This is a genomic window from Amycolatopsis sp. NPDC057786 (assembly GCF_042797905.1).
In the GTDB taxonomy this organism is placed as follows: domain Bacteria; phylum Actinomycetota; class Actinomycetes; order Mycobacteriales; family Pseudonocardiaceae; genus Amycolatopsis.
Genome location: NZ_JBHVKW010000072.1, coordinates 1 through 17,278, shown reverse-complemented (window position 1 = coordinate 17,278; position 17,278 = coordinate 1). Strand labels below are relative to the sequence as shown.

The 17,278-nt window shown below is 68.6% G+C and carries 21 protein-coding genes; 15 read left to right on the top strand and 6 right to left on the bottom strand.

Annotated elements, in window-relative coordinates; all coding sequences use genetic code 11:
• Positions 1 to 50: 50 nt before the first annotated feature.
• Both ACFVM3_RS29330 and ACFVM3_RS29325 read right to left on the bottom strand, forming a co-directional pair.
• Positions 51 to 407 carry a hypothetical protein gene (locus tag ACFVM3_RS29330; protein ID WP_192745812.1) on the bottom strand — a complete coding sequence of 119 codons (357 nt, stop codon included), beginning with the start codon at positions 405 to 407 and terminating at the stop codon, positions 51 to 53.
• Positions 408 to 492: 85 nt separating this feature from the next.
• Positions 493 to 906, bottom strand: a complete 414-nt coding sequence (locus ACFVM3_RS29325) for a VOC family protein (RefSeq protein ID WP_378443191.1) — start codon at positions 904 to 906, stop codon at positions 493 to 495.
• Between the two features lie 82 nt (positions 907 to 988).
• Here ACFVM3_RS29325 and ACFVM3_RS29320 point away from each other — a divergent pair, with 82 nt between their 5' ends.
• The 10 genes from ACFVM3_RS29320 to ACFVM3_RS29275 all read left to right on the top strand — a co-directional run bounded on the left by ACFVM3_RS29320 (position 989) and on the right by ACFVM3_RS29275 (position 8,970).
• Positions 989 to 1,561: a TetR/AcrR family transcriptional regulator gene (locus ACFVM3_RS29320; RefSeq protein ID WP_378443190.1), complete on the top strand. Its 573-nt coding sequence runs from the start codon at positions 989 to 991 to the stop codon at positions 1,559 to 1,561.
• Between the two features lie 153 nt (positions 1,562 to 1,714).
• A complete protein-coding gene (locus ACFVM3_RS29315; protein WP_360907593.1) occupies positions 1,715 to 1,801 on the top strand; it encodes a putative leader peptide in 87 nt (28 codons plus the stop codon).
• Between the two features lie 36 nt (positions 1,802 to 1,837).
• Entirely contained in the window at positions 1,838 to 3,532 is a 1,695-nt protein-coding gene (locus ACFVM3_RS29310; RefSeq protein ID WP_378443189.1) for a nitrite/sulfite reductase, read from the top strand.
• Positions 3,529 to 3,681, top strand: coding sequence for a hypothetical protein (locus ACFVM3_RS29305; RefSeq protein ID WP_034316341.1), 153 nt, complete (start codon positions 3,529 to 3,531; stop codon positions 3,679 to 3,681). Before ACFVM3_RS29310 ends, ACFVM3_RS29305 begins: the two co-directional genes overlap by 4 nt.
• Positions 3,678 to 4,373, top strand: a complete 696-nt coding sequence (locus tag ACFVM3_RS29300; RefSeq protein WP_192745816.1) for a phosphoadenylyl-sulfate reductase — start codon at positions 3,678 to 3,680, stop codon at positions 4,371 to 4,373. The genes ACFVM3_RS29305 and ACFVM3_RS29300 overlap by 4 nt, the downstream gene beginning before the upstream one ends.
• An 11-nt stretch (positions 4,374 to 4,384) precedes the next feature.
• Positions 4,385 to 5,305 (top strand): sulfate adenylyltransferase subunit CysD, encoded by a 921-nt coding sequence (cysD, locus tag ACFVM3_RS29295; protein ID WP_034316337.1) that lies wholly within the window; start codon positions 4,385 to 4,387, stop codon positions 5,303 to 5,305.
• Entirely contained in the window at positions 5,305 to 6,567 is a 1,263-nt protein-coding gene (locus ACFVM3_RS29290; protein WP_378370802.1) for a sulfate adenylyltransferase subunit 1, read from the top strand. Before cysD ends, ACFVM3_RS29290 begins: the two co-directional genes overlap by 1 nt.
• Positions 6,564 to 7,301 (top strand): sirohydrochlorin chelatase, encoded by a 738-nt coding sequence (locus tag ACFVM3_RS29285; RefSeq protein WP_378443188.1) that lies wholly within the window; start codon positions 6,564 to 6,566, stop codon positions 7,299 to 7,301. Before ACFVM3_RS29290 ends, ACFVM3_RS29285 begins: the two co-directional genes overlap by 4 nt.
• Positions 7,302 to 7,494: 193 nt before the next feature.
• Positions 7,495 to 8,118 carry a cyclase gene (locus ACFVM3_RS29280; protein WP_340685470.1) on the top strand — a complete coding sequence of 208 codons (624 nt, stop codon included), beginning with the start codon at positions 7,495 to 7,497 and terminating at the stop codon, positions 8,116 to 8,118.
• A 78-nt stretch (positions 8,119 to 8,196) separates the two neighbouring features.
• Positions 8,197 to 8,970 carry an enoyl-CoA hydratase family protein gene (locus ACFVM3_RS29275; RefSeq protein WP_378443187.1) on the top strand — a complete coding sequence of 258 codons (774 nt, stop codon included), beginning with the start codon at positions 8,197 to 8,199 and terminating at the stop codon, positions 8,968 to 8,970.
• Here the strand turns inward: ACFVM3_RS29275 and ACFVM3_RS29270 are convergent.
• From ACFVM3_RS29270 to ACFVM3_RS29260, 3 genes are read right to left on the bottom strand one after another with little or no spacing between them, the layout of a single operon-like run.
• Positions 8,967 to 9,323, bottom strand: coding sequence for a barstar family protein (locus ACFVM3_RS29270; protein WP_378443186.1), 357 nt, complete (start codon positions 9,321 to 9,323; stop codon positions 8,967 to 8,969). The genes ACFVM3_RS29275 and ACFVM3_RS29270 overlap by 4 nt on opposite strands.
• Positions 9,320 to 9,799, bottom strand: a complete 480-nt coding sequence (locus tag ACFVM3_RS29265) for a ribonuclease domain-containing protein (RefSeq protein ID WP_378443185.1) — start codon at positions 9,797 to 9,799, stop codon at positions 9,320 to 9,322. The genes ACFVM3_RS29270 and ACFVM3_RS29265 overlap by 4 nt, the downstream gene beginning before the upstream one ends.
• Before the next feature lie 11 nt (positions 9,800 to 9,810).
• On the bottom strand, positions 9,811 to 10,014 hold the full coding sequence (locus tag ACFVM3_RS29260; RefSeq protein WP_378443184.1) for a hypothetical protein: 204 nt from the start codon (positions 10,012 to 10,014) through the stop codon (positions 9,811 to 9,813).
• Positions 10,015 to 10,073: 59 nt separating this feature from the next.
• Between ACFVM3_RS29260 and ACFVM3_RS29255 the strand changes: the two genes are divergently transcribed.
• The 3 genes from ACFVM3_RS29255 to ACFVM3_RS29245 all read left to right on the top strand — a co-directional run bounded on the left by ACFVM3_RS29255 (position 10,074) and on the right by ACFVM3_RS29245 (position 13,821).
• Positions 10,074 to 11,051 (top strand): zinc-binding dehydrogenase, encoded by a 978-nt coding sequence (locus tag ACFVM3_RS29255; protein ID WP_378443183.1) that lies wholly within the window; start codon positions 10,074 to 10,076, stop codon positions 11,049 to 11,051.
• A 171-nt stretch (positions 11,052 to 11,222) separates the two neighbouring features.
• On the top strand, positions 11,223 to 12,266 hold the full coding sequence (locus ACFVM3_RS29250; protein WP_378443182.1) for an alpha/beta hydrolase: 1,044 nt from the start codon (positions 11,223 to 11,225) through the stop codon (positions 12,264 to 12,266).
• Positions 12,267 to 12,345: 79 nt separating this feature from the next.
• The gene (locus ACFVM3_RS29245) at positions 12,346 to 13,821 is read left to right on the top strand and encodes an amino acid permease (protein ID WP_378443181.1); all 1,476 of its coding nucleotides are present in this window, start codon (positions 12,346 to 12,348) and stop codon (positions 13,819 to 13,821) included.
• Here the strand turns inward: ACFVM3_RS29245 and ACFVM3_RS29240 are convergent.
• Positions 13,796 to 14,845 (bottom strand): NAD(P)H-dependent flavin oxidoreductase, encoded by a 1,050-nt coding sequence (locus ACFVM3_RS29240; protein WP_378443180.1) that lies wholly within the window; start codon positions 14,843 to 14,845, stop codon positions 13,796 to 13,798. The genes ACFVM3_RS29245 and ACFVM3_RS29240 overlap by 26 nt on opposite strands.
• 155 nt (positions 14,846 to 15,000) lie before the next feature.
• Here ACFVM3_RS29240 and ACFVM3_RS29235 point away from each other — a divergent pair, with 155 nt between their 5' ends.
• Positions 15,001 to 16,764 carry a family 20 glycosylhydrolase gene (locus ACFVM3_RS29235; protein ID WP_378443179.1) on the top strand — a complete coding sequence of 588 codons (1,764 nt, stop codon included), beginning with the start codon at positions 15,001 to 15,003 and terminating at the stop codon, positions 16,762 to 16,764.
• 56 nt (positions 16,765 to 16,820) lie between these two features.
• The gene (locus ACFVM3_RS29230; protein WP_378443178.1) at positions 16,821 to 17,267 is read left to right on the top strand and encodes a pyridoxamine 5'-phosphate oxidase; all 447 of its coding nucleotides are present in this window, start codon (positions 16,821 to 16,823) and stop codon (positions 17,265 to 17,267) included.
• Positions 17,268 to 17,278 lie beyond the last annotated feature (11 nt).

Genomic DNA, 17,278 nt, shown 5'->3' with positions numbered 1-17,278 from the left:
ACGCCGTGAAGGCCTCCTTCCCCGGGGAAAGAGGCCTTCACGAGACGAGGCTATCTGTCGGCGATGCGCACCTTGACCGACGTGGAGCGGGTGCCGTCCTCGAACCGCACCCAGACGAGGGTCTCCATGCTCAGCGAGTAGTCGTTGACCACGTGGTCGACCGACCAGTCGCCGTAGCGGTCCGTGACGGCGTCGCGGCTCATGGCGACCTCGACCAGCACCGTATGGGCCACATGCCCCCGGACGCCCGGCGAGCAGCCGACCGCCTCGAACCGGTACGAGTCACCCTTGTGCAACACCGCCCCTTCATCGGGCGAGATCAGCCTGCACCCCTGCTGTGCCCCGGAAGCGGTACCCGGGATCAGCAGGGACGCCAGCACCATCGCGGCGACCACCCATCGGCGCATGCGCAACTCCTCCGTCCTCTGTGGATCGGAGATCGAAGCTAGCGGCGTCGGCGGCCCCGCGCGGCTTCACTCACCCGAAGCGGTACTAGGCCAACCCGTTCGCGGCCAGCCATTCCGGGGACGGCGGGATCGCCTCGATGATGTCGATCAGGAAGCCGTTCAGGTCCTCGATGTAGAAGTGCCGCTGGCCGAACTCCTCGTCCACGAGTTCGGTGACGATCTTGACCCCCTCCTGGCGCAGCCGCTCGTACTCGGCCGCCGCGTCGTCGACCATGAAGCCGACCATGGAGCCGGCCGCTTCCTGCGCCCGCCACGGCTCCGGCGTGGCCTTGTGCCCACGCTTGGCGAAGCTCATTTCATAACCGGGGACGCCGACGTTGAGGCTGGAGAACCAGTCGAGCTCGATCGTCACCGTCAACTGCATGTGCCGCTTCCACCAGGCGGTGGTCTCGGCGATGTCGTCGACGAGCACACAGGCACCGAAACCGCTGAGTTGCATCTGGTGTTTCCTCCCAGTTCGAACCACTTGATGCGTAGTACTATAGACATAGTGGTTTGACCGAGGCAAGGAGAATGTCCCGATGCGACAGAACCCGGAGCGCAGGACCGCGCTGACCGACGCCGCCATCACCGTCCTCGCCCGCGAGGGCGCCCGCGGGCTCACCTACCGCGCCGTGGACGTCGAGGCGGACGTTCCGCCGGGAACGACGTCCAACTACTTCCGCAACCGGGACCAGTTGCTCGGCGAGGTGGGCGTCCGCGTGCAGGAGCGGCTGTCGGCCCCGGCCGAGGTGATGGCCAACCCGCAGGCGGAATCGCCGTCCCACGACCGGGTCGGCGTCCTGCTCGGCGAGCTCATGGGCCGCCTGACCGCCCGCCGCGAGCCCTATCTCGCCCTGCTCGAACTCCGTCTCGAAGCCACCCGGCGCCCGGATCTGTCGGCCGCGCTGACGAAGACCATCCGCGAGGGCATCGACTTGAGCGTCGACTGGCACATCGCGGCCGGGATGCCGGGCGGGCGCCCGGAGGTCCTGCTGATGTACCTCGCACTGACCGGGCTCACCGTCGAACGGCTGACCCTGCCGGAGGTACTCGCGGACGTCACCGACGAAGAGGTCATCCGGATCATCGTGGACCGCGTCCTGCCGTCGTGAGGAGCGCGCGTTCTGCGTCACAATGCCCGGCGGCGAACCCGGGCTTGACCCTCAATCCGAGGCTCTGACCAGCCAAAACAACGGAATCCGGACACTGTTCCCAACATTCGGACCGGCCTGGACCACATAGTGGGCGCGTGGCACGCTGAATCAATGACCCGCGCCGGAATCACCCTCGTGGCACGCCGCCACGTGGATCTCCGTCGTGTGGCGAGCGCGCTCTGTGCGACGAACCGCTGACTCCCCGCCACCACCACGATCTGCCGGAGGACTCCCATGTCGTCGCCCACGCGCGAGACCCCTGCCCGCACGCCCCGGGTGAAACAGAAACGGGGTGAGGGACAGTGGGCACTGGGGTATCGCGAACCCCTGAACCCCAACGAGCGGTCCAAAAAGGACGACAACCCGCTCAACGTCCGTGCGCGGATCGAGAACATCTACGCCCGCGGCGGCTTCGATTCGATCGACCCCGGTGACCTCCGCGGCCGGTTCCGCTGGTTCGGTCTCTATACCCAGCGCAAGCCGGGGATCGACGGCGGCCGCACCGCGACGCTGGAACCCGAGGAGCTCGACGACCGCTATTTCATGCTGCGGGTGCGGCTCGACGGCGGCGCGCTGACCACCGAGCAGCTCGCCGTGCTCGCCGAGATCTCGCAGACCCACGCGCGTGACACCGCCGACATCACCGACCGGCAGAACATCCAGTACCACTGGATCCAGATCGAAGACGTCCCGACGATCTGGGCGAAGCTCGAGAAGGCCGGGATGACCACGATGGAGGCGTGCGGGGACAGCCCGCGCGTCATCCTCGGCTCCCCGGTGGCGGGCATCGCCGCCGACGAGATCATCGACGGCACCCCCGCGATCGACGAGATCAAACGCCGCTACATCGGCGACCCGCGCTACTCGAACCTGCCGCGCAAGTTCAAGACGGCGGTCTCCGGGCAGCAGGACGTCGCGCACGAGATCAACGACGTCGCCTTCGTCGGCGTGAACCACCCCGAACACGGCCCCGGCTTCGACGTCTGGGTCGGCGGCGGGCTGTCCACCAACCCGATGATCGGGCAGCGGCTGGGCGCCTGGGTCTCCCTCGACGAGGTCCCCGACGTGTGGGAAGGCGTGATCAGCGTCTTCCGCGACTACGGCTACCGGCGGCTCCGCGCCCGCGCCCGGATCAAGTTCCTGGTGAAGGACTGGGGCGCCGCGAAGTTCCGCCAGGTGCTGGAAGACGAGTACCTCAAGCGCAAGCTGACCGACGGCCCGGCACCCGAGGTGCCCGCCGCCCAGATCGACCACGTCGGCGTGCATCCGCAGATCGACGGGAAGTTCTACGTCGGTGCCGCGCCGGTCGCGGGCCGCGTTTCCGGCGCCATCCTGCTGGCCGTCGCGAAGGCCGCCGAGCGGGCCGGGTCGAACCGTGTCCGCTTGACGCCGCACCAGAAACTCGTGGTCCTCGACGTCCCCGAGGCCGAGGTGAACGGGCTGAAGAGCGAGCTGGCCGATCTCGGCTTGGAGACCGAGCCTTCGCCGTGGCGCCGCGGGATCATGGCCTGCACCGGCCTGGAATTCTGCAAACTCGCGATCGTCGAGACCAAGGCGCGCGCGATCGAACTGGTCACCGAACTGGAAAAGCGTCTCGCCGACATCCAGGCCGAGATCGAGAACCCGGTGACCGTGCACCTCAACGGCTGCCCCAACTCGTGCGCCCGCGTCCAGACCGCCGACATCGGGCTCAAGGGCCAGATCGTCACCGACGAGGACGGCAAGCAGGTCGAGGGCTTCCAGGTGCACCTCGGCGGCGGGCTCGGCCTGGACGCCGGGTTCGGCCGGAAACTGCGCGGGCACAAGGTGACCGCGTCGGAGCTGACCGCGTACGTCGAACGGGTCGTGCGGGCGTACATCGCCGGCCGCGAACCCGGCGAGCGGTTCGCCCAGTGGGTCCTGCGGGCCGACGAGGGCGTCTTGCAATGACGGAGCGCGCGACCCCGTACTACTGCCCTTTCTGTGGCGATGAAGACCTGCGGCCGGAAGAGGGCGGCTCGTGGCTGTGCTCGGGCTGCCGCCGGGTCTTCACCGTGAAGTTCCTCGGACTGTCCTTTCCGGAGGTGTCGCAAGGATGACCGCCACTGCCGACTACAAGACGCTCGCCGAACGGGCTTCGAAGGAGCTCGCGGAGGCGACCGCGACCGAAGCCCTGCGCTGGACCGCGGAGACCTTCGGCGACGACTTCATCGTCGCCTCGAACATGCAGGACGCCGTCCTCATCGATCTGGCCACCCAGGTCAAACCCGACGTCGACGTGCTGTTCCTGCAGACCGGCTACCACTTCCCGGAGACCATCGGCACCCGTGACGCGGTGCAGGCGGTGTACCCGGGGGTGCGGATCGTCAACGCCGAGGCAGAACAGAGCGTCGCCGAACAGGACGCCGAATACGGCCCGAAACTGCACGAGCGCGACCCGAACCAGTGCTGCCACCTGCGCAAGGTCGTGCCGCTGCGTAACACGCTCGCGAAGTACTCGGCGTGGGTGACCGGCGTCCGCCGCGTCGACGCGCCGACCCGCGCGAACACCCCCATCGTCACCTGGGACGACCGCAACGGACTGGTGAAGATCAACCCGATCGCGCCGTGGTCCGACGACGAGTTCCGGGATTACATCGACGAGCACGGGATCCTCGAGAACCCGTTGGTATCCATCGGTTATCTGTCGATCGGCTGCGCGCCGTGCACCGCGAAGGTCGCGCCGGGGCAGGACCCGCGCAGCGGCCGGTGGGCCGGGCAGGGCAAGACCGAGTGCGGTTTGCACGGGTGAGAAGGGACGACATGACCACGCTCGAACCAGTCGCCGCCGCGGCACAGGACAACCTGGCGGCCTTGGAATCCGAGGCCATCCACATCTTCCGCGAGGTGGCGGGCGAGTTCGACCGGCCGGTGATCCTCTTCTCCGGCGGCAAGGACTCGACGCTGCTGCTGCACCTGGCGATCAAGGCGTTCTGGCCGGCTCCGGTGCCGTTCCCGCTGCTGCACGTGGACACCGGGCACAACTTCGACGAGGTCATCGACTTCCGCGACCGCGTCGTCGAGCAGCACGGGTTGCGGCTGGTGGTGGCGAAGGTCCAGGACTGGATCGACGACGGCAGGCTCGAAGAGCGCGCCGACGGCATGCGCAATCCCTTGCAGACCACGCCGTTGCTCGACACGATCGCCGAGAACAAGTTCGACGCCGTCTTCGGCGGCGGGCGCCGCGACGAGGAGCGCGCCCGTGCCAAGGAGCGGATCTTCAGTCTGCGCAACGCTTTCGGCCAGTGGGAGCCGCGACGGCAGCGCCCCGAACTGTGGAACCTCTACAACGGCCGTCACCGCCCCGGCGAGCAGGTCCGCGTCTTCCCGCTGTCCAACTGGACCGAGGCGGACGTCTGGAACTACATCGCGCGGGAGAAGGTCGAGCTGCCGTCGATCTACTACGCGCACCGGCGCGAGGTCTACCAGCGCGACGGCATGTGGCTGGCCGAAGGTCCGTGGGGCGGGCCGAGGCCGGACGAGGTCGTCAAGGAACTGACCGTGCGCTACCGGACCGTCGGCGACGGTTCGTGCACGGGCGCCATCGAATCGACCGCCGCCACGGTGGACGAGGTCATCGCCGAGGTCTCGGCCTCCCGGCTCACCGAACGCGGCGCCACCCGCGCCGACGACCGGATGTCGGAAGCGGCGATGGAAGACCGCAAGCGGGAAGGGTACTTCTGATGTCCAGCCTCCTCAGGCTCGCGACCGCGGGCAGCGTGGACGACGGGAAGTCGACCCTGGTCGGGCGGCTCCTGTACGACACCAAATCCGTCCTCGCCGACCAGCTGGACGCGGTCACCCGCGCCAGTGTCGACAAAGGACTGTCCACTCCGGACCTCTCCCTGCTCGTGGACGGCCTGCGCTCGGAACGCGAGCAGGGCATCACGATCGACGTGGCGTACCGGTACTTCGCGACCCCGAAACGCAGTTTCGTGCTCGCGGACACCCCTGGTCACGTGCAGTACACGCGGAACACGGTGACCGGCGCGTCCACCGCGCAGCTGGCCGTGCTGCTGGTCGACGCGCGCAAGGGCGTCATCGAGCAGACCCGTCGTCACGCCGCGGTACTGGCCCTGCTCGGCGTCCCGAACCTGGTGCTGGCGGTCAACAAGATCGACCTCGTCGGCTACGACGAAGCGACGTTCACCGTGATCGCCGAGGAGTTCGCCGAGCACGCCGCGTCACTGGGCTACGAACGGGGTTCCGTGCTCGCGGTGCCGGTTTCGGCGCTCGTGGGCGACAACGTGGCGGAGAAGTCGGACAAGACCCCGTGGTACTCCGGCCCGACGCTGCTGGAGCACCTGGAAACCGTTCCGGTGGCGCCGGATCCGCACGATTCGGCGTTCCGCTTCCCGGTGCAGTACGTGATCCGGCCGCGCACGGCCGACCACCCCGACTACCGCGGGTACGCGGGGCAGATCGCGGCGGGCACCGTCCGGCCGGGCGACGAGATCGTCGTTCTCCCGCAAGGAATCCGTAGCCGGGTGGAAGCCATCGACACCGCCGACGGGCCGCTCGCCGAAGCCGGCGCAGGTACCTCGGTGACTCTGTTGCTCGCGGACGACGTCGACATCTCGCGGGGTGATCTGATCGCCGCCGCCGACCGGCAGCCGACGGTGACCGACGAGATCACCGCGACCCTGTGCTGGCTCTCGGCCAAGGCGCTCAAACCGGGAGCGCGGGTGCTGGTGAAGCACGGGACGCGGACGGTGCAGGCCCTCGTCGGCGAACTCCACGCGCGGTTCGACGAACAGACGTTGTCCAGTGTGGACGATCCGGGCACGTTGGAACTCAACGACATCGGCCGGGTCACGCTCCGGCTGGCCGAGGAGATCGGCGTCGACGACTACGGCGTCAGCCCGCGGACGGGCGCTTTCCTGGTCATCGACCCGAAGGACGGCGATACACTGGCGGCCGGACTCGTCGGCGAAAGGTTCGCATGACCCCACCGCTCCTCGCCGTCGCCCACGGCAGCCGTGATCCGCGGTCGGCCGCGACCATCCGCGCCCTGCTCGACGTCTCCCGTGGGCTGGCGCCGGGTCTGGACATCCGTGAGTCCTTTTTGGATCTCTCGGAGCCGTTGCTCACCGACGCCCTGCGCGGTTTGTACGCCGAGGGGCATCGCGAGGTCGTCGTGGTGCCCCTGCTGCTCGGTGTCGCGTACCACGCCCGGGTCGACCTGCCCGCGCTCGTCGCCGAGGCGACCGCGGACTGCCCGGGCCTCGACGTGCGAGTTTCCGGGGTGCTGGGCATCGACCCGCTCATCGAGACGGTCGCGCTGGACCGGCTCACCGAGGCGGGCGCCGACCTGGACGATCCCGGGCTGGGTGTCCTGCTGGCAGGCGTCGGTTCGTCGAACGTAGCGGCGAACGACGCCGTCGCCGGGATCACCACCCGCTGGCACCTGCGCCGCGGATTGCTCGCGACGCCCGCCTTCGCCAGCGCCGCGCAGCCGGACGTGCCCGCCGCCATCGCGCGGCTGCGGCTCAACGGCGCGCAGCGGCTCGCGGTCGCGGGCTGGTTCCTCGCGCCGGGGCTCCTGCCGGACCGGATCGCGCGACTGGCCCGTGAAGCCGACCCGTCGGTGATCGTCGCCGGGCCGCTGGGGCCGGAGCCGCGGATCGCCGGGCTCGTCCTGGACCGCTACGACGTGGCCGCCGCCCGGCTCGCCGCCTGATCACTCAACGGCCAGTAGAGTTTCGTGTCCCGTTCGGGCGCTTGATACCGATTTTCGGTGGGTTCCGTTCCCAGTTCCGTGACGCCCCGCGTATGGGAACGGAGATTTCTTGACGAGTTACTTAACTTGCCGGTAACTCTCTAAACGCTGCGCAGCTCCCTCTCTCCCCATCGAACCCCCAGGTAGGTGGAACATGAAGGCTGCCATCCGTGCCCTGGTCTGCGCCTCGGCCGTGCTCGTCCCGCTCGTCGGGCTCGCCGCACCGGCTTCCGCGGCGACCACTGTCGTCTTCGACTGCGAGGCGAAGCCGCCGCTCGTCGGCAACAAGTACCTCAAGCTGAACCAGGACGCCGACGTCACCGCTCCGGCCACGGTCGCCCCCGGCGCCGCGCTCGACGTCGTCATTGACCCGGCGCCGAACACCGTCCCGGCCGAGGTCAGCGGCTACCAGGTCAAGAACATCAAGGACTTCTCCCTGAAGATCCCGATCCCGGCGAACTCGACCTGGGTGGGCGCCGACCTCGCCGGCGGCTCCGGCATCGGCTCGACCCCGCCGAAGATCACCGTCTCCGGCAGCGTCGCGACGCTGAGCTTCCCCGGCCCGATCGCGGGCGGCTCGACGTTCGAGCTGCCGACCGTGACCGCGCATCTGACCGCGGGCTCGTCCGGCACCATCGAGACGAAACTGGGCGGGACCAGCTACAGCGATCCGGGCCTGACGTTCACCGCCGTGGTCAGCGCCGGTTTCGACGTCTCCGCCCCGACCGCCTGTTTCCCGAACCCGAGCCCGACCTTCACCACGACGACGATCGGCTGACCCGTGCCTGCGCCACCGTCATGGAGATGGTGGCGCAGGCCACTGCCCGGCCCGACTTCGCCCGTGCGAAGGTGGGGCATGGCTGACGAACTGGTGCACTACGACGTGGTGGGCGGCACCGCCACGATCACCTTGGATTCCCCGCACAACCGCAACGCGCTCTCCGCCCAGCTGCGGCGTGAACTGAGCGAATCGCTGGACAAGGCGAAGGCGGACGACGCGGTGCGGGTCATCGTGCTCACCCACACCGGTCCGGTGTTCTGTGCGGGAATGGATCTCAAGGAGGCCCGCGGTGCCGGTGCGGGCGCCCAGGGCGTCAACGAGTTCCCGAAGATCCTCGAGCAGCTGTGGACCAGCCCCAAACCTGTCGTGGCCAAGCTGGCGGGCCCCGCGCGGGCGGGCGGTATCGGCATGGTGGCCGCGACCGACATCGCCGTGGCCGTCCACGAAGCGACCTTCGCCTTCTCCGAGGTGCGGATCGGCGTCGTTCCCGCCGTCATCTCACTCACCGTGCTGCCGCGGCTCAACGCCCGCGCCGCCCACGAACTCTTCCTGACCGGTGACACCTTCGACGCGAAACGCGCCGTCGAGATCGGCCTGCTGAACTCCGCCGTCCCCGCCGACGAACTCGACGGCGAGGTCGCCCGCTACGTCAAGGCGCTCGCCCTCGGCGGACCGAAGGCGCTCGCGGCCACGAAGGAACTGCTCAGCAAACCTCGCCCGGCGACGCCGTCCGAAGGCTTCGAGGCCATGAACAAGCTGTCCGCCGGGTTCTTCGCGAGCGAAGAAGGCCAGGAGGGCATTACCGCCTTCGCGCAGAAGCGCAAGCCGAACTGGGTCCCGGAGGTCTAGTCCGGCAAGACGACAGTGAGGCGCCGGGAGTCCTTCCGGTCACCGGAGGGCCCCAGCGCCCGCTGCGCGTCCGAAAGCACGCTGCGGACGGCCAGGTACGCCTTGGGTTCGCGCTCCCTGAGGCCCGAGGAACCGGACCAGATCAGCACGTGCTCGCCGGCCGGGAGCCACGACAGGTCGGTGAGGCAGTCGTAGAGCGCGTCGAGGTTCTTCCCGAAGTAGTCGGGGAACGACAAGGCCTCCGCGATCGCATCGAGCGTCGAGTCCTTGTCGACCGTCCGCGTGCCGTCGATCAGATGCGGATACGCGCCGCGGGCGAACGCCTTGTCCGCCGCTTCCTTGGCCGCGCTCATCGGCTGGGATCCACTACGACGAAGGACTTGTAGTGGTCCTCGGTGTAGTACAGCTCCTTGCCGCCACCGGTCACCAGCCGCCTCGCCCCGCGATCAGGGCTGCCCGGCGTCTTGACCGTGTACTCCCGGTAGTAACCGGACCCCTTGGCGGGCAGGACCTTCTCCCGGTTCTGGAAGGTGACGTCGTCGTTGCGCGGATACGGGTACGGCCCGCCCGCCTGAATGAGCTTCCAGGTGTCGGACGCCTGCGGGGGAAGTCCGGTGAGCGGTTTGACAGGGAGCCCGGACTCCGCGCCCGCGACCTTGCCCTTCGCCTGGCCCGCCGCGGCGTCACCCGACGGCGTGGCCGAAGCGGACGAACTCGCCGGAGCGCTCTTCGTGTCGTCACCGCTGATGCCGTCCTTGACGAACCAGCCTGCGAGCACCAGCACGATCAGGCCGATCAGGGCGGCGGTGATCCGCCTACGGTTGAACATGGTGTGCCAGCTTAGGACGGCCCGTCGGAGTCGTTCGCATCGCGGGCCGTGCCGAAGAGCCGGGCGACCTTTCCGAACACCGAATCGAGCACCAAGGCCGCGACCAGGCACAGCGGCACGACGACCGCCATGACCAGCACGAACTGCACGGGGAACGGGGCCTGCGCGAGCCACAACTCGACGCCGTCCCACCAGTCTGCGAGCCCGTTGAACACGATGTGAGCCTACGCTCGCACCCACTGCCACCGCCGGTCAGGCCATGTAGGTTGCTGACATGTTCGCCGTCTACGCATCCGAACCCAACGCCGAAAAGCCGCTGGACTCGCTGGTGATCGGCGAGCGACCCGAGCCCGACGTGCCCGAAGGCTGGGTGCGGGTCAACGTCAGGGCCGCCAGCCTCAACATGCACGACCTGTGGACGTTACGCGGCGTCGGCATCAAACCCGAGCAGTTCCCGATGATCCTGGGCTGTGACGGCGCGGGCACCCTCGACGACGGCACCGAGGTCGTCGTCCACTCGGTGATCAACGCCCCTGGCTGGCAAGGCGACGACACGCTCGACCCGAAGCGCACCTTGCTCACCGAGAAGTACCAGGGCACCTTCGCCGAGCAGGTCGTGGTTCCGGCCCGCAACGTCGTGCCGAAGCCGTCGAGCCTGACCTTCGCGGAAGCCGCGACCATGGGCACGGCGTGGCTGACCGCGTACCGGATGCTGTTCGTGAAATCCGGGCTGCGACCCGGGCAGACGATGCTCGTGCAGGGCGCCTCCGGCGGCGTCTCGACCGCCCTCATCCAGCTCGGGCGCGCGGCGGGGTTCCGGGTCTGGGTGACCGGGCGTAGCGAGGAAAAGCGTGCGCTGGCCGAGAATCTGGGCGCACATCAGACCTTTGAGTCCGGCGCGCGGCTGCCGGAGCGGGTCGACGCCGTCTTCGAAACCGTCGGGAAGGCGACCTGGTCGCATTCGGTGAAGTCGCTCAAACCGGGCGGGATCATCGTCGTCTCCGGTTCGACCAGCGGTCCGGACGCTCACGCGGAGTTGCAGCGTGTGTTCTTTCTGCAACTGCGTATCGCGGGTTCGACCATGGGGACTAGGGACGAACTGAACGATCTCCTCGCCTACCTGGAACTCACCGGGGTCCGTCCGCAGATCGGCGCCGAACTGCCGTTCGCGGAAGCCGAGACCGGGTTTAAGAACATGCTCGACGGGGAAACTTCCGGCAAGGTGGTCTTCACTCATTCATCGGAGGGGTGAGTCCTTCCCCGCGCCACGATGAACCGCGCACACAGGCGCACGTCCGCGCGCTCCTCGCAGGTCAAACAGTCATTTCGCGGTCTTGTCAAGTGTCAAGAACGTTATGACTCGGGGAGCTTTTCACGACCAAAGTTCGACCAAAATCCGACGTCTCGCGGTTAGCCTTGAAGAATGACCGCATCGCAGCGGCCCGAACCGGCGGACCCCGGGGGCCGGACCAGTACCGACGCCGACCCGATCCGCGTCTCGTTCCGGCGCTACGCCGGTGTCCGCACAAGAGTCCTCGAGGTCGGGCCGCAGCCGGTGGAGTCCACCGACCGCGCACCCCGGCGGGTGCTCGGCAAGCGAGCCGCCGCGCGCGGACAGGTCAAGCCGACGGCGCCGAGGCTGGTGCTGCTGCACGGTTATTGCGACAGCGCCGACACCTGGCGCCCGGTTCTGGAGTTGCTCGCGGCCGCCGGTGTTCCGGCGGTCGCGGTCGATCTGCCCGGATTCGGTGACGCTCAGCCACTGCGGCCGGGCCCGATGCTCCCGCAGCTGGACGCGTTCACCGCGGCGGTGGTCAAGGAGCAGGCGGTACTCGGCACCGTGGTGCTCGCCGGCAACTCGCTCGGCGGCACGATGAGTCTCCGGGCCGCCGAGAACCACCGGCTGCCCGTCGCGGGCGTGGTGTCGATCGCCGCGCCCGGTTTCGTGGACAGCTGGCTCATCCGCACCGTGGCCCGGTACCCGCTGCCGCTCCGGATGTACTCGGCCCTGCCGCTGCCGATCCCCGGTTTCCTCGTGCGCGCCGTCGCCGAGCAGGTCGTCCCCCGGCTTCTGTACGCCGACTCCTCCGCCGCGGACGCCACCCAGGTCCGCCGGTTCACCTCGTTGTTCCCGGACTACCGGTCCACCACCACCCGGCTCGAACAGGCGAGGCAACTCGTCGAAGAGCTGGCGAACGCGTACCGGCTCGAGGAGATCCGGGTCCCGCTCCTGGTGGTCGTCTGTGGCAAGGACAAGCTGGTCAGCGCCGCCTCCGGACGCCGGCTGCACGCGCTGGTCCCGCACAGCAGGCTGATGGTGCGCGAGGACTGGGGCCACTGCCCCCAGCTGGACGACCCCGTCGAGATCTCCGAGCTGCTGACCTACTTCTCCGCCGGCGCCTCGAGGCCGTCGAAGATCGCCGCTCGCGTGGCCGCCGAAGTGAGCGAGGACACCGTCGCCGGATAGGTGCGATCGCCCGTCTGCCAGTACGGTGCCCTTCGGACTGTGACCCAGTCCGAAGGGCACAACCTGTTGGGAGACGACGATGTCCGCACCGCGCAGCCTGGGCTCGGGATCCGGGATTTTCCGCCGTAAACCGATCGATCAGATCCAAGAACTCAGTGGGGGCGGAGGGCTCCAACGCACGCTCGGCCTGCGACAGCTGACCGCGATCGGCGTCGGCGGCATCATCGGTGCGGGGATCTTCTCCCTGGCCGGCGCGGTCGCGAACAAGACGGCGGGCCCCGCCGTGCTCATCTCGTTCCTCATCGCGGGTATCGCCAGCGCCGCCGCCGCGTTCTCCTACGCGGAGTTCGCCGGGCTGATCCCCCGCGCCGGATCGGCCTACACCTACGGCTACACCGTGCTGGGCGAGATCGTCGGCTGGTTCATCGGCTGGGACCTGCTGCTGGAGTACACCGCGATCGTGGCGGTGGTCGCGATCGGCATCTCCGGCTACTTCAACGAACTGCTGGGCTATCTCGACATCAAGCTCCCGACCTGGATGCTGGGCGCTCCGGGTACCGAAACGGGCGATGTCGCGCCGGGGTCCTACAAGATCAACCTGTTCGCCGTGCTGCTGTGCCTGCTGATCGCCTTCATCCTCAACCAGGGCATGAAGAACGCGGCCCGGTTCGAAACGCTGCTGGTCTACTTGAAGGTCGGCCTGGTCCTGCTGGTCATCGTCGTCGGTGTCTTCCACATCAACACCGACAACTACTCGAACTTCTTCCCGTTCGGCCTCAGCGGCGCGTTCACCGGCGCGGCGACGGTGTTCTTCGCGGTCTTCGGTTACGACGCCATGTCCACCGCTGCCGAGGAATCGACCGACTCCCAGAAGCACATGCCGAAGGCGATCATCTACTCGCTCGCCATCTCGATGGTGCTCTACGTGCTGGCCTGCCTGGTCCTGACCGGGATGGTCAACTACAAGGACATCGACAGCGAGGCCGCCTTCTCCAGCGCCTTCGCCGGGCTCGGCATGAAGTGGCTCGGCCTGATCATCGCCGTCGGCGCGATCATCGGTATCACCACGGTGCTGTTCACCTTCCTCATGGGCGCGAGCCGGGTCGGCTACTCGATGAGCCGCGACGGTCTGCTGCCCAAGTGGTTCAGCAAGACCCACCCGGTCCGCAAGGTGCCGAGCCGGATGACCTGGGTGCTCGGTATCGCCTCGGCGGTCATCGCCGGGCTACTGCCCATCGGCGAGGCCGCGGAACTGACGAACATCGGCATCCTGCTCGCCTTCGTCGTCGTCTGCATCGCGGTGATCGTCCTGCGCTACAAGCAGCCCGACCTGCCCCGCACGTTCAAGACGCCGGGCATGCCGATCGTGCCGATCATCGGCGTCGTCTTCTCGATCTGGCTGATCACGTTCCTGAACCCGGAGACCTGGCTGCGGTTCGCGGCCTGGTTCGGCGTCGGCCTGATCATCTACTTCGCCTACAGCCGCCGTCACTCCGCGATGAACGCGGACAACGGCGACGCGAAGCAGGTCAGCGGAGACGACTCAAACGCGTAGCGGCTTCGCGGGCTTCGGCCTGGAGGCGTTCGACGATCGACGCCGCCGGGCCGGAGCCCGCGAGTTCGTAGGTCTGCCCAGCGTAGAGGGACATGATCTCGGGGTCACCCGCCTTGCCCGCCGCCGCGCGGATCGGTTTGGTCAGGTTGTTGACCTCCGGATACGCCGACGGCGCCGAGGCCGAGAAGTCCGCGACCACGCGGTTGACCAATGACCGGGCAGGACGCCCGCTGAACGCCCTGGTGAACGCCGTCGGCCTTCCGCCGTCCGCGAGCGCCTGCCGGTGCGCGGGCTGCGTCCCGGCCTCGTCCGCCCGCAGGAAAGCGGTGCCCAGCTGTGCCGCGACGGCCCCTGCCGCCAGCACTGCCGCGATATCGGCTCCGTGCACCAGCCCGCCCGTCGCGACGATCGGCAAATCCGTCCGCGCCGAGACCAGGCGGAGCAGGCTCAGAACGCCGTACTGCGCGCCCCCGCCTTCAGCACCGGGCTCGTCAGCGAAGAGCCCTCGATGCGCTCCGGCCTCGAATCCCTGGACCACGAGGGCGTCCGCGCCGACAGCCGCGGCCTGATCGGCCTCCGCCGGGCTGGTGACGGTGACAGCCACCTTGCTCCCGTTGGCGTGCAGGCGTCCGACGTCCACGGGCGAAGGTGTGCCGAACGTGAACGAAACGATCGGCACCTTCCGCTCCAGGACGACCTCGAGCTTCGCGGCGTAGGCGTCGTCGTCCCAGCGCGGTTCGCCGGGCTCGACACCGTGGCGCTCGGCCTCGGCGCGCCAGCGCTCGATGTGCGCGCCGAGGTCCGCCTCGGCGGCGCCGCCCGGAACGAAGAGGTTCACGCCGAACGGCTCACCGGTCAGCTCGGCCGTCTTCGCCATCCGGTCCGAGAGGGCATCGGCGCTCAGATAGCCTCCGGCCAGGAAACCGAATCCCCCCGCCGCGGTCACCGCGGCCACGAGCTCGGGAGTGGTCGGCCCGCCCGCCATCGGGGCCGCGATCACGGGAAAACGCAGATCTTCGAACACGTTTCCGACGATAGTCCCCCCGTGGCGGCACGGAATGTGACGTTCGAGTCACTCCAAGGTTCCCTCTTGGTGGTCTAGACCTTTGACACCGAAAATGCGACGATCGGATCCGTGCGTGACGTGCGTCACGCACCCTGTCCCCCTGGAGGCACCCGGTGAAGACCTTGAAAGCGCGGCTGGGCCGTGCCTTCGTCGGGGTGGCGCTGCTCGCCGGCGCCACCACCGCAGCCGCCCCCGTCGCCGACGCGGCCACCCCGCCGCTGCAGGCGATCGTCCCGGTCCCGGTCTCGGTCCGTGCGGCCACTGGTGCTGACCACACCCTGACCGCGAACACCAAGATCTACACCCAGCCCGGTTCGGCGCAGGCCAAGGCCGTCGGCGACTACCTCGTCGGCATCTTCCGCGCCTCCACCGGCTTCCCCCTGCCCGTCTCCGACGCACCCTCGGGCACCCCGGCCGACGGGATCTCACTCCTGCTGTCCGGCGCCGACTCTCGCGTCGGCGACCAGGGCTACCAGCTCAACTCGACCTCCGCGTCGGTCGTCCTGCGCGCGACGACCGCGCAAGGTCTCTTCGGCGGCGTGCAGACGCTACGGCAGCTGCTGCCGGGCAAGATCGAAAGCCCCACGGTCCAGCAAGGCCCCTGGACGATCCCGGGTGCCGACATCCTGGACTACCCGCGATTCGGGTACCGAGGCGCGATGCTCGACGTCGCCCGGCACTTCCATCCGGTCGCCACGGTCAAGCGGTACATCGACCAGCTGGCGCAGTACAAGATCAACAACCTGCACCTGCACCTCGCCGACGACCAGGGCTGGCGCATCCAGATCGACAGCTGGCCCCGACTGACCACCTACGGCGGCAGCACCCAGGTCGGCGGTGGCGCCGGCGGCTACTACACCAAGGCGCAGTACACGGAGATCGTCAACTACGCGGCCTCGCGATTCATCACGGTCATCCCGGAGATCGACATGCCAGGGCACACCAACGCCGCGCTGGCCTCGTACGCCGAGCTGAACTGCAACAACACCGCTCCCCCGCTGCGCACCGACACCGCCGTCGGCTACAGCTCGCTCTGCATCTCCAAGGAGATCACCTACACCTTCGTCAACGACGTCATCCGCGAGGTCGCCGCACTGACGCCCGGGCCGTACTTCCACCTCGGCGGCGACGAGGCCCAGGCCACCAGCGACGCGGACTACCGCACGTTCATGAACCGGGTGCTGCCGATGGTGGCCGCCGCGGGCAAGCAGGTCGTCGGCTGGCACGAAATCGGCAAAGCCACCCTGCCCGCCACGGCGACGCCGCAGTTCTGGGGCACGACGACGTCCAGCACGGAGGTCTCGAACGCCGTCGCCCGCGGCAGCAAGGTGATCCTGTCGCCGGCGAACAAGGCCTACCTGGACATGAAGTACAACTCCAGTACCCCGATCGGGCTCGCGTGGGCCGGTTACATCGAGGTCCAGGACGCCTACAACTGGAACCCGGGTGCCTACCTCTCCGGCGTGCCCGAATCCGCTGTCCGCGGCGTCGAATCCCCGCTGTGGACCGAAACCGTGGTCACTCCGGCGAATATCGACTACCTCGCCTTCCCCCGCCTGCCCGCGCACGCCGAGCTCGGCTGGTCACCGTGGTCGACCCACGATTGGAACACCTTCCGAGTACGCCTCGGCGCCCAAGCCCCGCGGTGGCAGGCCCAGGGCCTCGACTACTACAAGTCGGGCCAGGTGCCTTGGGAAACCGGATCCGGAAACCCGGGCACCTGCTCGCTCCCCGCCTGGGACCGCGCTTCGGTCTACACCGGCGGAGCGACCGTCTCCCACAACGGGCACAAGTGGACGGCGCAGTGGTGGACGCAAGGTGAGGAACCCGGCGCAGGCGGCCAATGGGGTGTCTGGCGCGACAACGGCACCTGCTGACCTTCCGGTGGTCCGCTCGGCCCACTTTCCCCGGCCGGGCGGGCTACGGTGGTCCCATGGCCGCAGATCTCGAACTCGTCCGCACACTTTCCTTGCGCGAAAACGGACTCGCGACCGTCTCGACGGTCCGCGCGGACGGCACCGTCCACTCCTCGGTGGTCAACGCCGGCGTCTTCGAAGACCCGGTCACCAAAGCACCGGGAGTCGCCTTCGTAGCGATGGGCGGGGTGAAGAAACTCGACCTGTTCCGCCGGGCGGGCCACGCCACGGTCACCTTCCGGCGCGGCTGGGAGTGGGCGGCGGTCCAGGGAAGCACGCACCTGATCGGTCCGGACGACCCGGATCCGGACTTCGACCCGGCAGGCCTTCCCCGGTTGCTGCGCGAGGTCTTCGTCGCGGCGACGGGGACCCACGACGACTGGGACGAGTACGACCGCGTGATGGCCGCCGAACGCCGGGTCGCCGTCTTCGTCACGGCGAACCGCATCAGCGGGAATCGCTGACGTGAAAAGGC